We start from the raw sequence: 15701 nt of genomic DNA on the forward strand, positions 1-15701 counted from the left end.
CATTCATGGTTGCAGCGACCGACCTGGCCAAACTGCTTGGCGCCGCTTTCTCGCAGGCCAACCGCTTGCTGCGCCTGCAGACGCCCCTTGGGCACGACGCGCTGATGCCCGAGCAGCTGCAGGCGGCAGAGCAGCTGGACGGCGGCGGGTTCCGCATCGACCTGACGGCGGTGTCGGATAACGCCGGCATCGAGGCGCAAAGCCTTCTGGGCCAGGCCGTGCGCATCGACCTGCTGACCCAGCGCAGCCGCACCACGTTGCGGCCCTTCCATGGCCACGTCACGCGCTTCGAGCGCGTGGGCGCCAACGGCGGGCTGGCGCGCTACCGGATCGTGGTGGAGCCTTGGCTGGCCCTCCTGCGCCACCGCCGCGACAGCTTCCTGTTCCAGGACATGTCGGTGGTCGACGTGGTGGACAGCGTGTTCGGCGACTACAACGGCCAGGGCAAGCTGGTGCCGGCGTGGCGCTGGGCGCTGCGCGACGCGTCGGCCTATCCGCGCCGCAGCATCGTCACGCAGTACGAAGAGAGCGACTTCGACTTCGTGACGCGGCTGCTCGCCGAAGAAGGCTTGTTCTACTACTTCGAGCATGAAGCCGCGGATGGCGAGGCACTCGGCACGCACCGCATGGTGATCGCCGATGCCAACGATGTCTTCCAGGACAACGAACAAGCCAGCATCCGCTTCGGCCGCGCCGATGCCACCGCTGCCGAAGACGTGATCGATCGCTGGCAAGGTGCGCGCAGGCTGCAGACCAATACTGTGGCCGTGGCCAGCTGGGACTATCGCGCCAAGGCGGTGCGCAGCGCCGAGGCCGGTGCGCCGGCCGAGGGCAATTCAGCCGCTCCGACCCTGCAGGATACCGACTATCCCGGCCAATACTGGTTCGAAGACGGCGACCAGGCGCAGCGCCATGCCCGGCAACTGGTGGAGGCGCTGGAAGTCCGACGCCTGTCGTTCGCTGGCGAGGGCAGCGTACGGACGCTGGCGCCCGCCAGCCGCTTCATGCTGACCGGCCATTATGACTACGAGCGAGTGCAAGGAGACGACGAACGCCGCTTTGTCGTCCTGGCGGTGGCGCATGCGGCCCGCAACAACCTGAACGAGCGCTTCCGCGGCGTCATCGATCAATTGCTCGGGACAGGTCAGTCGACTGAGGCGCCAGCCGAAGATGCGTCGGCAGTGGACGTGCCGTTCTACCGCAATCAATTTACGGTAGTGCCGGCAAAGATCCCCTACCGCCCGCAGCAGCTTGACGGACAAGGGCGGCAACTCCACCCGCGACCCACCGTCACCGGGGCTCAGACTGCCATCGTCATCGGCACGGACGGTCCCGTGCATACCGACCGCGACCATCGGGTCATGGTTCAGTTCCACTGGCAGCGCGGGGCCCGCTCGGCCAGCCGGCTGTCTCATCCCGCGGGCGACGACAACGCCCGCGCCGAAGCCGGTTTGGGCACCTGGGTGCGCGTAGCGACCCCGGTTGCCGGCGCAAACTGGGGCGGCGTGGCACTGCCGCGCGTCGGCCAGGAAGTGGTGGTGGAATTCCAGCACGGCGACATCGACCGCCCGGTCGTGATCGGCGCCGCCTACAACGGCCGCGGCCAGGCCAGCGCCCAGTACAACCAGAACCAGACCGGCGCTGCCAACGCCACCGGCAACGCACCAGCGTGGTTCGCCGGCAGCAACGAGACCGCCGATGGCAAACAGGACGGCAACGGCAAGCCCGACGGCCAGCAAGGCCACGTCCACAATGCGGTGCTGTCCGGCATCAAGACCCAGGCCCTCGGCCACAGCCAGGACGGTACCGGCGGTTACAACCAGCTTGTCTTCGACGATACCTCGGGACAAAGCCGCACCCTGCTATCCACCACGCAAGCGGCCTCGGCCCTGACGCTGGGCCACCACCTTGACCAACGCGACAACGCCCGCCAGGCAGCCCTGGGCCACGGCGCCGCGCTGGAAACCGCAGACAGCGGCGCCTTGCGCGGCGGCGCGGGCATGCTGCTGACCGCGCACGGCGCCGGCACCAGTGTGCCCTTGCTCGACAGCGAGGGCGCTGCAACGCAGGTGGAGGCCAGCACTGAACTGCTGACTTCGCTGGCCGATGTCGCGCGCAAGCAGAAGGCGGACTTGCCGGACGAGCCGGCTCCAGCCGAACTCCCGGCCATCGCACAGCTGAAGCACACCACCGAAGTGCTGCGCCATACGGAAGAAGGGGCCGATGGCAAAGCCAGCGCCACTGCCTATAACGAGCCTCACCTGCAGGTGTCAGCACCCAAGGGCATCGCCGCAACCACGCCCGCCGATGCGGTGCTGGTCGCGGGTACGCAGCTGACGGTGGCGGCGCAGAAGGATGCCAATGTGGCGGCGGGTGGGAATCTGTCGGTGGCGGTGGCCGATGGGCTGAGCTTGTTCACGCATGGCAAGGCTGGGGACGAGTCCGCGGCGGGGATTGCCATGCATGCGGCGAGCGGGAAGGTGGGTGTTGCCAGCTTGCAGGGCCAGGGTCGCATTGCCGCCGAAAAGCGGGTGACGGTGTCCTCGTCTCAGGGGGCGGTCAATGTGCAAGCGAAGGAGCATGTGCTGTTGAACGCGGCCGGGGCCCAGATCCGGGTGCTTGGGAACACGATTGAGGTGCATGCGCCGGGGATGACTACGTTTAAGGGGGCGCAGCATTTGTTTGTGGGGCCGGGGGGGCGTGAAGCAAATACGAGCCTGCCCAAGGGCGAGCTACCCTTGTGCGAGTATCAGGCGATGGGGGCTGAATCGACCGGTGCCGGCATCGTTCCGATTCAGTCCTGACTCGCTAATTATGGCCGTGCAAGATCGCCACCTGATGAATCACGCTGAGTCCTGGAATGCGCAGGGCGCAGCTGACATGCCTGCTGGCCACTCCGCCTTTTCTCACCGGTGGCTATCAGATTTCACCTACGGGCTGCTGAATCCGCTGCGCCTTGAACGTGAGGAATGGGAGGACCTTCCAATTACCAGGCTGGCACCTCCAGAATTGAAAGTGCAGGCGGAGTTCATGCCGTTGTTGTTAAGTTTCAATGATCTGACCGCGCCGCAACGCGCTATCCTGCTGGGTCGTATAGAAGCGAGGGAACAGCAGGGGAACTCATATCTTTGCGGTCTCCTCAGCAGCGACGCCGAGAAATCAGTGCTGAGCGCCCATCTCAGCCGCCTTCTGGTGATGACACGACAAGACAATGGACAGCGTTACCTGCTTCGCTATTACGACCCGCGTGTCATGCGTCACTTGCAATGGTTATTGACGGACAAGCAGCGTGTGGAATTTTGCGGGCCGATCAGCGTCTGGTCGTGGCCCGCATCCAGCGGCTGGATTACCGGCCGCCGTCTCGCGCGATACAGTCCCGGCCAGCGATTGGTTCTGCATCCCCACCAGTGGGCGACGCTCGAGCGCCTGGCCCTAACGAACCGGGCACTGACGGAACTTGAGATTTTGGCGCCTGATCTATCGCAGAACGACGCGTTGTTTCAGCGGCTCGATGCGGCGCTGCTCCAGGCCAGTACTGAACTCGCGCTCACCGATAGCGAGGATTGGCTGTTTTGCGCCATTCAATCCGTCCGCTTTCATCCGCAGATCCACCATCATCCGCAGCTATTGGAACGTCTTGGGCAAGCAGCTACCAAAATGGGAAGCTATGCCGCCGCATGTGCGGACCTTGACGATTCCGCTTGGCTCAGTATGGCGGAGGAGCTGAACAGCCGAATGCCGACAGCGTAATGAGACAACCATGACCCAATCTGGTACGACTCCGAAGAACAACAAAGCCGGTTGCCCATTCTGCCTAAAGAAAGGGCTGCCGATCTTGCCTGTCCGGTATGCGATCGCCCGCGATGACATAGGCAAGGGCAAACCTGCGCCACGCCTTGGTGGTCCCTTTGGTCACGGCGTCCAAGAGAATGAACTGCCGGCAGGGCAACACTATACGTTGCGTCTCATGCGGCCCGGCTACCTCTATGTGTGCAATGAAAAGCGTGGCAGCTGGGATGCCTATGTGATCACGGAAAAAGGGTACCTGTACCCCTTTGCAACCGAGATCAAGCACAGTGTCCTGGAAAAGATGGACACCAACAAGGTGCAGACCATTGACGCGTTGTTGCAGCCGCCCAAGGAAGCCATCGAATTCAGTTGCCAGAGGGAACCCGATCATCCCTATCTGGCTCGTTGCATCATGGTTCCCGATGCCAGTTCCGCAGAGAGAATCTGGATCGGATTCTCAGATACACCGTGGACAAAACGTGTATGGAAGGCGCATACCAATGCCAGGGAGCGAGCGCGCCATATGCGCGAGCTCCGTTTGGATCTTTGGAAAGGAGGAAGCCACCGCCACGTCGATTCGTTGGAAAAGCTAGGTGGCCATTTGTCCGAGGGAGGCTATACGATCAAGGAAACCCGTCCCGAAGCAGGCAAGCGCGGCACATATCCAAGTGAAATGGCGGGACAGCCATCCGCATTTTCTCACTCGCCACAGGCGTTCTACGGCTTGAGGGAACAGCTGCCCGGTCTTGTCAATTGGGCAAATTCGCAAGCAAAGCGGATGGGCATGATTGCCCCAATGTTGGCAGTTGACGACCCAGTCGGACTGGCTTTGGAAGCCGCTCAATTGCTGCGCTTGCGCGTAGAAATTTTCGAACGCGACAAGGGCCGAGACTGGAAACACGCCACATCCACGACCATTGTTGGCATGCGCCATGCCATTGAAGAGCAGGCCGTGCAGGAAGCGCTCCAAGTCAAAAGAAACACTTCTGGCGTTGCCGTCTACACGTACGCCGATGGAATGCCGGTCGCGACGCCCTATGACCCAGACCTGGAGGAAAAGGTATGGGAGCAGAATGGACTGATGGCACTGACGCCGGATGAAGAGAAGCGCGCGCGCCGAAATGCTTGGAAGGAGTATCTGAACGATTACAGCGAGCCTAACCGGGAAGCCTTCGATAAGGAGCTCGAGCGCGATATGAACGCGTACGCCAGGAACACACTGGCGCCGCTCGCGCGGAGCTTTGTGACATGGTACGGAGGAACACCATATCGCGAGGCGATGGCCTGCAACCACGATGATACCGATATCAAGAGCGGCGAAGCCATGACCAGCCTGGTCATTGCTTGCTTGTATGACATTGTTGGTATTGAGCCGGTATCCGACATCCTTCTCAAGGAATTGCAGGGCTCCTTTACTGAGCGTAAGAACACGGTTCTGCGGGCACTTGTGCTTGACAACTCCGAGGCGGCGAAGAAATTGGAGAAGGCGGCGACTGCGGAGTTAGAAGTAGGCAATCCTGGAGCCTGGAGCAATGTATTCAAGGCCTTTGCCCACGTACTGGAAAAGGGGCATGCGAATGAATTGGCAGGCGCGATGGAAAGTGTGGCACGACTGGCATACAGCGTTTCGGCGCCGATAGTGACCCTACTAGGTCGTGCTGGAAGAGGCGCAGTGGGAAAGGCCGGGGACGCGGTAGTTGGTGTGGGTGTCCGCTATCGCCATGTTGCTTTGCTAGGCCTGCTGGCAAAAAAGCCTCTTCGCCAACTTAAGATACGAGCATCTGAGGCCGAAATGGCCCACATCATTGTTGACGAGCTGGTGCGAGCGCACCCCAATGTGGATCGCCAAGCCTTGCGGCGGCAGGTTGATAATCATGTGCGGAGTGAGTTATCCGAGCGGCGCGGAGCACGTGGACAGATTCCTGGCGCGCGTAACGCAAGAGGGAGGCGGGTATACGAGTGGACCGTCTTCTGGGATGACGATATGCGCCGCACGTTTAACGGGACAAACATCGATCAATTGGACAACATATTGTTGCGAGAAGACCAATTGCGTGCGGCGCTGAGAAGTCGGACCGCGACCGCGATCAAGTTGGATATCGGGCTGGGTACCGTGGGTCTGATACTAGATGGGTGGAATGCATACAAAGCATATACGGAGCTACCAGACCCAAAGAAGGGGACGCTGGGCCAACGGCAATTACAATTGGCCGGTGCCCTGACAAGCTTGGCAGGGAGCAGTATAGAGCTTACTGGAAAGGGATTTGAGCGAACGGCCTGGGGACGAACATCCCTTGTGAGACCTTTTAGGTTTTTCATGAACAAGGTGTCGAGCCGCGCACTTTTAGTGGGTTTTTTGGGGAAATTGATTGGTACGATTGGCGCTTTTATGGGTTCGATTTTGGACTATTGGAAAGCAAAAGATGCGAAAGCTCAGGGTGATGTCGCTATGTATCGACTTTACATAACCACTTCGGTTGTAGGTGGGGCAATTGCATCTCTTATGCTATTTGGTCTGTTAAGTGCAGGTCTAGGATTCGTGCTGCTTCTCGCGCTGGCTCTTGTATCCATGTTAGGCGAATGGATGATCAACGTTATCAGGGATAACAAAGTTGAGATATGGCTAGACAAGACTCCATTTGGCATGCATAAGCATGGTCGTTTCTTGAAATTGGATGAGCAGGAATCAGCCTATCAGTCGCTTCTGAAGGCATAGTAGAGGATCTATATGAAAGAAGGACAGTACGCCGGGTGGCTTACGCGATACAAGGTAAACCGCCCACTACATGCCTATGAAGATGCGGAACACTTGGACCCAAGGCGTCCGGTCGTAGATCTTCCGCCGAACGACCATGGTGTCCTGAGGGTCAACTCGACCTTCGTCGAGTATATGGACCGCTTCTTTCTGGAGCGAGGTTGGGCTGCCATGGGCGGAGCGCCATTTATTGCGATGTTCTTATTTTTTGCGTTATCCACCTTATCTACGATGCATACTCCCCGGGCTGACGGATCGCTTCCGGAGGAATCATTTGTAGTAACGGATTGGATTTTCGTTGTCGTATGTATTGTCTTTGTTTTGTGCATGGTCAAATTCATTTGGCTGAAAGATTTTTTTCGCTATACCCACTACCCAATTCGTTTCAATCGCAAGAACAGGACCGTGTACGTTTTCCGGCACAACGGCCCTGGTGGCGTACTGGCCGTACCTTGGGACAAGGCCCATTTTTTTATCGGGCGTTCCAGCCCTGCGATGGGTGGGCAGAGCACCTTCACTTTTGACTTGCGCTGCAATGTTTTGGATGAACAGCGGATTGTGCGCGATACTTTCGCCGTTGGCATGGATGGCAGCAGCAGCCGCGGCGCGGTACTTGAACATTGGGAGATGGTGCGCCGTTATATGGAAGAGGGCCCACAGAGCCTGCCGTTTCCACCGCTGGCGCTTACCGTTTCGACGGAAACCACGTTGCGAAATGTGGTGATCACTCAGGTCAGCGGGCAGTTTTCGGGGTTTTTAAGCATCCTGATGTTGCCCATCACGTTGCCTTGGGCCCTGTTTCGTTACCTGGCCATGAAAACCTGCAAACGGCCCGTCTGGCCGGCGGATGTTGAGACGGCGTGCGCAATCGACCCGAATGATCTCTTTGTCCTTGAGGAGCCGCGCTACGCAGGCGATGCCCAGACCGGCGGTCCTGCGGGTGACGAGCAGTTTTTGGCATACCGCGAGCGAGCGATGAAGATGGCCCTGGAGTACGATGCCGAGCGGAGAACTCGACTCGGTCCGGATGGGACAGCTGCTTAAAGGGATTCGAGCCCTGAATCATGCTATTGGATGCTGGCGATCTGGGCCTTGGCCAATTTGACGACCGCCTCCCATTCTCCCGATTCAAATTGCCGGACGAAAAAGCAGAAATAGGCAAATGGGTTAGTCGCAAATGCCTCTCTGGGCATCACGCCCATGGCCTTACCGCACCACCACCGGTACACTTACCCCTTGTTCCCAAGGCTGACTGACCACCATGGCATCCCTCCAGTTCGACCGCCTGCTTGCTCCGCTTCCTGGCGACCAGCCCTGCGGCGAAGACCTGCTGTTTTCCGCTGAATTCGACCGCATCCAGGAGGCGCGCCGCGCTGACGATCCTTCGTTGGACCAGGGCGATTGGGTTACGGATATCAAGGAGGCAGACTGGCGCGAGGTGATCGGCATCGCCACCTCGCTGCTGCAGGATCGCACCAAGGACCTACGCCTGGCGGTGTGGTTGACCGAGGCCCTTTCCAAGGAGCGGGGTTTTGCCGGGCTGCGCGACGGCTACCAGCTGACGGCCGAACTGTGTGGCCAATATTGGGATCACCTGCATCCGGTAATGGAAGCCGACGATGTCGATTACCGTACCGGCAGCGTGACGTGGCTGGCGGGGCGGTCGAGCCAGTTGATTCGCGAGATTCCACTGGTCGATGAATCGGCGGGTGGATATACCTACGTCGACTGGGAGGTAGCGACGCACCTCGCGGAAGCGATTCGTCGCGATCCGGAGCAGGCGGACGAACTGGCACAGGGCAAGACCAGCCAGGAGCAATTCGAGGCGGCGCGCAAGAAGACGCCTGTGGCATTCTATACGGCACTGCATGCGGACCTGGTGTCCTGCGAAGCAGCGCTGAAGCACCTCGGCGATGTGCTGGACGAGCGGGTCGGCGAGCATGCGCCCAGCTTCCGGCAGGCGCGAGAAGCGCTGGAGGCGGTGCGTATGCTGGTGGAGCGTTTTGTCGGCAAGCCGGCGGAACGGGCAGCCGGCGCGGAGCCCAGTCAGGCATCGTCCTCGTCGGCGCAGAGCGGACATGCAAGCGCGCCGGCCGGCGCTGCCGACGCCGTGCACTCCGGCCCGATTCGCACGCGTGCCCAGGCGCTGGCCCAATTGCGCGAGGTCGCGGATTTTTTCCGACGCACGGAGCCGCACAGCCCCGTGGCTTACCTGGCGGCGCGTGCCGCCAAGTGGGGCGACATGCCGCTGCACGCGTGGCTCCGTACGGTGGTCAAGGACGATGCCACGCTGTCGCAGATCGAGGAATTGCTCGGTGTGGACGAAAATCGTTCGAGCGACGACGCAGGCTGATGAAAATAGCGATTTGTCGCTTCCGGTGGAAATTACTCAAGCATCTTGCGTACCTGAATGCCGTGGCGGCCAAAGTCATAGCTGGTAAACCGCTGATTGCGCAGCACCCCAAATAAGCCGCGCGCCATCATGGCAGGGATCGGTAGCAATGGGCCTGCCATCACACGAATGCCTGCGATGATCAGTAAGCCGGTAATTGCGGTAAGTGCGAAGCCAGCAGTGATCATCGCGCACACCCAGATGGCCTCGATGGTGTCGATTTCACCTCCAACTAGCATGATTCCAAGCCCAGCGAGCAAACCGGCCAGTGAGAAACCTGCAATTTGTACGAGGTGAGGAAAGACGTTGTTCCGGCCGGCCAGCAGTGTTCGCCATGGCATAGCAACGGGCTGCGGCCGGCGAGATGCATAAAGCGATAGCGCGTCCTGGCCGGTGCCGATACGGACGCCCCATGCCGAAAAGATGCCCTGATCGTTCCAGCCGACAGCTCGAATTCTGTCACCAGTGGAAAGCGCCTCGAAATAGGCCAGGTTGCCAGGTACAGGAACTGAGTTGATCTGATAGTCGCAAAAGTGGATGTCCTGGCCGTCCACAAGCCGCAGGATTACCGGTGTCACTCGGATATGGGCACGACGCGGCATGACCTCCGGATAGTCCCATTTCAGACTTGCCAGCGTAGCAATGGGTAAGCCCATATCCTCATAGACGCTGAAGGCCGCATTGCCGGCAATGACGCAATCTAGGATGCCTTCGCGCATTTCAAGCTGGACCGTGCTGCCGTCACCAGACGAAGGCAGGGCCCGTTGAGCAAGCCAGATGAGGGCACACCAGATGCGCCAGGGCCACTCCAGCCATATGGGATAGGCCGCAATGGGGTCGGGTGCTTCCCAGTCCTCGGCGCTCATGTAGACGGGGCGTTGTTCCATAGTCGGGCAACTGGTATCAATGGATCATGCCAAGGCTAGCGTGGTATGTCGCACTACTGCCCCGCCCGGAACTCGATCCTCCGGTTCTTCGCCCGCCCTTCCTCCTTGTCATTCGGTGCCACGGGCTGGTCCGGTCCCACCCCCACTGCCGTCAGCATGCCGGGCTCGCCGCCTTTGCCGATCAGGTAGTTCTTCACGGTCTCGGCGCGTGCCTGGCTTAGCGTCAGGTTCAGCGCGCGGCTGCCGGAGTTGTCCGTGTGGCCGACAATCTCGATCTTGCGTCCGCTCAGGCGCGGCAGCACCGCGGCCATTTCATCGAGGATGGCGCGGCCCTTGGGCGTCAGCGTGGCGGCGCCTGTTTCGAATTCGATGATCCGGTTGGCCAGGGTCTGGTCCAGCAGGTTCTGTTCGGAAGCGGGCACGCGCAGGCCGTTCTTCACCGTATAGCTCTGGCCCAGGCCGGTGGCCATGTCGCTGGCGATCTGCTGGCGCTGGGCCTCGTTGCGCACGTCGCCGTGCACGGATACCTGCGTGCCATCGATGCTCAGCTGGCCGCGGCTGACCTGCTTGATTTGCGGCGAGAGGATCTTCTGCACATTGCCCGACCAGTTCGGGGGCGAGACCACGTTGCCGACTTCGATCTGGTCCACCACGTTGGCGCTGCCATACAGCTCACGCAGGCGCGCCAGCACACTTGCCTTGGTGGCTTCGTCGGGGACCGCGCCGCCTGCGACGACGCGGCCTGAAGGTGCCGCTGCAGACGCGGCAGGCGTGGCGGTGGTGCCGGGATCGCCGGGCGCGGCATGGCCGGGCAGCATGACCAGCGCGGCCAGCAGGCCCGCAGCCAGTGCAGGCGTGCGTGTTCCAACCACAGCGGAGGCAGCCTTCAAGTGGGCCATCCGGTTGCGTACTGCATTGACACCCATGCTCATTCCCCGGCAAAGACTTCACGGAAGGTGTCGAGCGCCAGGCGCAGCGACAGCTGCGGCTGGTCCATGTAGCTGACGAACTTGGCCATGCCGTAGTCTCCGTTGACGTGTTGCTCGACCCATTCCGGGTCATCGATATTGATGTTCTGCTCGGCATAGGCCAGCGGCGAGATCACGCCGTGCAGCGTGCGTGACGAAGCGCCGTTGAAGCCGATCACCAGCCGTTCGTTGCCGCCGATCTGCCCCAGGAAGATCGACAGTTCAAAGTCGGCCCGGTGCAGGAAGCGCGATACCAGTTCCAGCCAGAAGCTCGCGACCAGGCTGCGGTAGAGCGGGTCGGCGGGCAGCGGCAGGGTCAGGCCTTTTTCCAGGTGCGAGGAGCCAGACGACATCAGCGGCTGCAGCAGGATGCCGAGCGCCAGCAGCGTGCGGCGCAAGCGCACATGCTGGCCCTGGCCGGCCAGCATGTGTTCGAGGCCGGCCACGGTCTGGAAGTCGATGAAGTCGGCGAAGCTTGCATCGTGGGTCTGGGCGCCGGCACCGGTTTCCACGCCCAGCTGGGCCTGGGCCAGTTGCTGCAGGCCTTCGGTGGCATCGGCAGCCTGTGCGAGCGCATGCATCTGCTGCCCGGCACGCGTCCACAGGCGGGCCAGCGCGAGCGGGCTGCGGGCGATGAATTGCAAGGGACGTTCCACTTCCATCGCCGCAGCCGTCAGGAACGGGAAGCGCCGCGACGACAGGTCGCTGCTGGCCATCAGCGCACCGGCGATGGCGAGCTTGCTTTGCGAGCCGAGGAACGCGAAGTGCATTGGCTTCCAGGCGTCATAGCACGCCTTCCAGGCCGGGTCCTCGGCCAGCAGTTCCATGCCCTGCGCGAGCCAGCGGTCCAGCGTATCGAGCAGCTGGGTGTTGTTGGCACTTTTGACGAAGTCGCCCCGGGACGGGATCTTGCCGAAATAGGACAGCTGCAGTTGGGTCGGCTGGCTCATTGCGCCGTACCTCCTTGGTTGACTTGGGCCGAGGCCTGCGCGTTGCCCTGCGCGCTGGCCTGCGGGTTCGGGGCAGGGGGGGCGGACGGAGGCGCCGCGGGGGAAGTCGACGGCGAAGCGGCCGGCGGCGTAGCTGCATTGAGCGGCGCATTGGCGTCAGCGATCGCGGTCGGCAGGCGCAGGCCGCGCAGCCCCTGGCTTTGCGGCGAGTCGGAAGCGCTGGCATTGCCCGCAGTCTGCGGGCTGCTGATGATGCGCAGCGCCACGCTGACCGCGATATTGTCGCGGCTCCATGTCAGGTCGAAGGCGCCATCCGGGCGGCGCTTGCGCGCAGCGGTCGCGATCAGGCGCTCGAGGCCGAAGCGGCCGGGCTCGTTAAGCAGCTCGACGGAACGTCCATCGAAGGTCGTTGCCGTGATCTTCGCGCCCGGCGAACCCTGCGGGTTAGGCCAGACAAAGTTGGCCCACTGCGCCGGCGTATTGCGATAGCGCAGCTGCTGGCCGTCGATCTCGATGGTGTACTCGGTGGTGCCGGTCGCGGGCGTCGGCAGAATCTGGAACACCGTCTGCTGCGCCGCCGCGGCCGTGGCGCCGCCACTGCCGCCTGCCGCGCCGCCGGTCAGCGGCGCCACCCAGCGCGTGAAGTTGGTTGTGAACTCCGGCGCCAGCGTCAGGCCCAGGTCGCCCCAGGTGCGTGCGGCCAGCATGTCGCCGCGGCGCACCGACAGGGGGCCGATGGTGGCGGTGGTGAACTTGGCGATCGCGCCCTCCGGCCCGAAGATCTGCCCGATCTCTGCCGCGCTGGCTTCGATCTTGGCATCCGAGGCAAACGGATACTTGGTCGCCAGGGTCTGGCTGAACGGCTGGTACACCTGTGCGTTCCACACCTTGTTGATCTCCACGCTGGCCGGGCGGATGACCACGGCGTAGGACTGCAGCAGCGGGCGCACCAGCAGTGGCCGCAGCGCCTGGCGCTGGCTGTCGGTGAGCCCGGTCATCATCTGCTCGTCGACATACTTCAGCGCATCGGCCAACTCCGAGCCATTGCCGTCCAGCGTCTGCTGCATCAGCTGGCGCGCGCCGGGGCCGGGATCGCCCTGGTTCTTAAGCTGGTTGAAGCGCGTGCGCACCTTCGACAGCGACTCCATATAGCCGCGCAGCATCGAGTTGTTGTCATGCATGACGACGATGCGCGCCAGGCCCGAGAACTCCTTGCCGACCGGGCCCATCGGGATGGTGCCGGCGCCGGTATTCGCGCCGCTGACATCGACATTGACGCTCACTTGCGAGGGCGTGCCACGCGAAATCAGGCGCTTGAACCAGTCGAGCATGCCGGACTTGGCCTGCTTCAGGCCGGCATTGAGCAGCGACGGGTTGTCCCACGAGGTCTGCTCATAAGCGGTGTCCAGCACCTTGCGGATCGGCGAGTTGGCCGGGTCCCCCAGCAGGTTCATGCTGGCCACGGCTTGTTCGAAGCTGCCGAAATCCTGGATCGTCACCCCCTGCATGAAGCGCTGCCATTCCCGCGCGTATTCGGTCTTGTACATCGTGACCAGCGTTTTCTGGATCTGCTCGGGACTGCCTTCCAGGGTCAGGTCGTCGCGTGCGGCTACGTTGAGCACCCAGTCCTTGCTCTGCAGTTCCTTGCTGGCGGCCTCACGGATGGCGGGCTGCACGTATCCTAGCCACGCCTCGCGCGTGAAGGTGCCCGGCACGGCGTAGCTGGCGGCGACCACGGAGGCGCCGGTGTCGCCCACGATGCGGGCCACCGTCATCGGGGCAAAGCGGGTGGAAGCGCGGGCCTTGATCTCGGCATAGGCGCGCTCGCGCGCTGGCATGCCGCGCACCACACGGCGCAGGTTTTCGCGGGACTGGTCGATCAGCGACAGGTTGCCTTCCAGCAGCGGCCAGTTGTCGTCGTTGACGCGGGCCAGGAAGAACGACAGGTTGCGCTCGGCCGAACGGATCAGCTGCTCGCGCGGCATGTTGCCGCGGTTGTCTTCCAGCCAGCCGCGCCAGAAGCGGGTCATCTGGTCAGTCAGGTGCGCCACCTCGACGTGGCGCTTGTCCGCCAGCATCAGGTAGGTCTTGAGCGCGTTGTACGCGTCTTCCACGTTGGTGGGGGAGGCATCGGTGTAGCGCTTGCCCGCGGCGGGCGTGGCGGCGGGCATCGTTGCCGTGGCGGCTGCGGCCGACGCAGGCGCTGCCGCGGGCAGCGAGGTCGCGACGACTGCGCCGGTTTCCGGCGGGCGCACCATCGGCGCAAGCTGCTCGGGATGCGCGTTGACTTCGGCCAGGAAGGTCTCGATAGCGCTACCGACTGGCTTCAGCATCACCTGGCGCAGGCCGTTGTAGTACTCGTCCAGCAGCTTGTGCTGCAGCGTGTCGCCCTGGTACAGGCCCAGCGACAGCGCCAGCGGATGGTCGGCGCGGAAGCGTTCCAGCTGCTCGATGCGGTCCTGCAGGATGTCCAGCGCTTCCAGCCGCGCCTGCAGGTCGACGCGGTTCTGCTGCATCTTGACGATCTTGTCCAGGTCCGCCTGCACGTTGGCGGTCAGCTGCCGGTTGCCGAGGAACGACCAGGTCCAGCCGCCCAGCAGCAGCCCTAGCACCAGCACCAGCCCGAAGAAGGTCGCGAAGCGCAGCCGCGTCTTGGCGGGGCTGGCAAACTGGCGCACGGTGCGGCGGTCGGCGAAGATCACCTTGGAGAACAGGTCGCGCAGGAAGAAGCCGTTTTTCGAGAACACCTCGCGGCTGCCGGCCACGCCTTCCAGCTTGAGCCCGAAACGGCGCGCGATGCGCTCGGCCGAGACGCTGGTGGTGCTGGCCTCCTGTACCGCGCTGGTGAAGTAGAAGCCGCGGAACACGGGCTTGTACTGGAACGGGTTCTCGTCGAACAACGTGACCAGGAAGGCGCGCAGCGTGGGCTTGACCGAGGCAAACTCGAGCGGAAAGCTCAGCAGCCCGGGCGACAGCTTGCCGTTGCGGTGCTGCGCGATCTGCGCCACGCTGATCTCTTTCAGGCCGTCGCACAGTTCGTCGAAGCGCTGGTCGAACACGGCCGCCACATCGCGCCGCTCTTCGGGGGCGAAGGGCAGTGTGGCGCCCCAGACGCGGTCGCGCTCCTGCTTCTCGTTGTCGCCGAAGAATTCGGTAAAGCCGGTGATCAGGTCGGCCTTGGTGAACATCACATAGACCGGCGCGAACACTTCCAGCCGCTCGGTCAGCTCCTGCACGCGCTGGCGCAGGTTCTTGGCCAGGTTGATGGCGAACTCGGGCCGGTTCTGCGTCAGTTCCGGAATGCTGACCGTGACCACGATGCCGTTGATCGGCGCCTTGGGCCGGTAGCGCTTGAGCAGGTCCAGGAAGCCTAGCCATTCGCGCCGGTCTTCTTCATGCACGGCATAGCGGCCCGCGGTATCGAGCAGGATGCCTTCGGTGGTGAAGAACCAGTCGCAGTTGCGCGTGCCGCCAATGCCGTGGATCACGGCGCTGTTCTTGTCGGCGAACGGAAACTGCAGGCCCGAGTTCAGCACCGCCGTGCTCTTGCCCGCCGCGGGGTTGCCGATCACGATGTACCAGGGCAACTCGTAGAGCGCCTCGCTGCCCGACATCTGGCCCAGCTTGGAGGTCTTGATAGTCTTCACGGCGCTGGCCAGGCGCGTGCGCAGCGCTTCGACCTCGTCGCGCTTGTCGGGCGGCGCGGCCTTGGCGGCCATGTCGGCCTGCTGCTCGAGGATGCCCTCGAGCTTGCCGCTGGCCCGGCGCGCACGCCAGCGCTTCCACAAGTAGGTGGCCAGCCACGCCAGCAACAACACGCCCAGGACGATGGCGACCCACGCCAGCCCGATTTCGAAGGTCTGCGCCATCAGCAACAGGAAGACGGTCAGCACGACCACGCCGAATACCGACAGCGTGCGTGTGTGGCTCAGGAAGTTAAGGATGCGATGCATGTTGCCT

The 15701-nt window shown here is 62.5% G+C and carries 9 protein-coding genes; 5 read left to right on the forward strand and 4 right to left on the reverse strand.

The genetic code is table 11. The features are described 5' to 3' along the window. The first annotated feature begins 5 nt into the window (after window positions 1-5). From RALTA_RS20575 to tssA, 5 genes are all read left to right on the forward strand, one after another. The gene (locus RALTA_RS20575) at window positions 6-2804 is read left to right on the forward strand and encodes a type VI secretion system Vgr family protein (protein WP_012355849.1); all 2799 of its coding nucleotides are present in this window, start codon (window positions 6-8) and stop codon (window positions 2802-2804) included. A 34-nt stretch (window positions 2805-2838) separates the two neighbouring features. Then, on the forward strand, window positions 2839-3750 hold the full coding sequence (locus RALTA_RS28905; RefSeq protein ID WP_157877215.1) for a DUF4123 domain-containing protein: 912 nt from the start codon (window positions 2839-2841) through the stop codon (window positions 3748-3750). 10 nt (window positions 3751-3760) lie between these two features. After that, window positions 3761-6505 (forward strand): T6SS effector BTH_I2691 family protein, encoded by a 2745-nt coding sequence (locus RALTA_RS20590; protein WP_012355851.1) that lies wholly within the window; start codon window positions 3761-3763, stop codon window positions 6503-6505. A gap of 12 nt (window positions 6506-6517) precedes the next feature. Further along, on the forward strand, window positions 6518-7588 hold the full coding sequence (locus RALTA_RS20595; protein WP_012355852.1) for a DUF6708 domain-containing protein: 1071 nt from the start codon (window positions 6518-6520) through the stop codon (window positions 7586-7588). A gap of 217 nt (window positions 7589-7805) precedes the next feature. Continuing rightward, on the forward strand, window positions 7806-8897 hold the full coding sequence (gene tssA, locus RALTA_RS20600) for a type VI secretion system protein TssA (protein ID WP_012355853.1): 1092 nt from the start codon (window positions 7806-7808) through the stop codon (window positions 8895-8897). Between the two features lie 32 nt (window positions 8898-8929). Here tssA and RALTA_RS20605 read toward each other — a convergent pair whose 3' ends face one another. The 4 genes from RALTA_RS20605 to tssM are packed head-to-tail and all read right to left on the reverse strand — an operon-like array spanning window position 8930 to window position 15694. Next, window positions 8930-9823, reverse strand: coding sequence for a hypothetical protein (locus tag RALTA_RS20605; RefSeq protein ID WP_012355854.1), 894 nt, complete (start codon window positions 9821-9823; stop codon window positions 8930-8932). Between the two features lie 53 nt (window positions 9824-9876). Continuing rightward, a complete protein-coding gene (locus RALTA_RS20610) occupies window positions 9877-10722 on the reverse strand; it encodes an OmpA family protein (protein ID WP_167330472.1) in 846 nt (281 codons plus the stop codon). Window positions 10723-10751: 29 nt separating this feature from the next. Then, window positions 10752-11741, reverse strand: coding sequence for a type VI secretion system-associated protein TagF (gene tagF, locus RALTA_RS20615; RefSeq protein WP_012355856.1), 990 nt, complete (start codon window positions 11739-11741; stop codon window positions 10752-10754). Beyond that, window positions 11738-15694, reverse strand: a complete 3957-nt coding sequence (gene tssM / locus RALTA_RS20620) for a type VI secretion system membrane subunit TssM (RefSeq protein ID WP_012355857.1) — start codon at window positions 15692-15694, stop codon at window positions 11738-11740. The genes tagF and tssM overlap by 4 nt, the downstream gene beginning before the upstream one ends. Window positions 15695-15701 lie beyond the last annotated feature (7 nt).

It is taken from the genome of Cupriavidus taiwanensis LMG 19424 (assembly GCF_000069785.1).
Lineage (GTDB): Bacteria > Pseudomonadota > Gammaproteobacteria > Burkholderiales > Burkholderiaceae > Cupriavidus > Cupriavidus taiwanensis.

Excerpts from the sequence above, each read along its gene's own strand:
- RALTA_RS20595 (WP_012355852.1), top strand. The coding sequence starts at position 6,518 with ATGAAAGAAGGACAGTACGCCGGGTGGCTTACGCGATACAAGGTAAAC.
- RALTA_RS20575 (WP_012355849.1), top strand. The coding sequence starts at position 6 with ATGGTTGCAGCGACCGACCTGGCCAAACTGCTTGGCGCCGCTTTCTCG.
- tssA (WP_012355853.1), top strand. The coding sequence starts at position 7,806 with ATGGCATCCCTCCAGTTCGACCGCCTGCTTGCTCCGCTTCCTGGCGAC.
- RALTA_RS20610 (WP_167330472.1), bottom strand. The coding sequence starts at position 10,722 with ATGGCCCACTTGAAGGCTGCCTCCGCTGTGGTTGGAACACGCACGCCT.
- RALTA_RS28905 (WP_157877215.1), top strand. The coding sequence starts at position 2,839 with ATGAATCACGCTGAGTCCTGGAATGCGCAGGGCGCAGCTGACATGCCT.
- RALTA_RS20605 (WP_012355854.1), bottom strand. The coding sequence starts at position 9,823 with ATGGAACAACGCCCCGTCTACATGAGCGCCGAGGACTGGGAAGCACCC.
- tagF (WP_012355856.1), bottom strand. The coding sequence starts at position 11,741 with ATGAGCCAGCCGACCCAACTGCAGCTGTCCTATTTCGGCAAGATCCCG.
- RALTA_RS20590 (WP_012355851.1), top strand. The coding sequence starts at position 3,761 with ATGACCCAATCTGGTACGACTCCGAAGAACAACAAAGCCGGTTGCCCA.
- tssM (WP_012355857.1), bottom strand. The coding sequence starts at position 15,694 with ATGCATCGCATCCTTAACTTCCTGAGCCACACACGCACGCTGTCGGTA.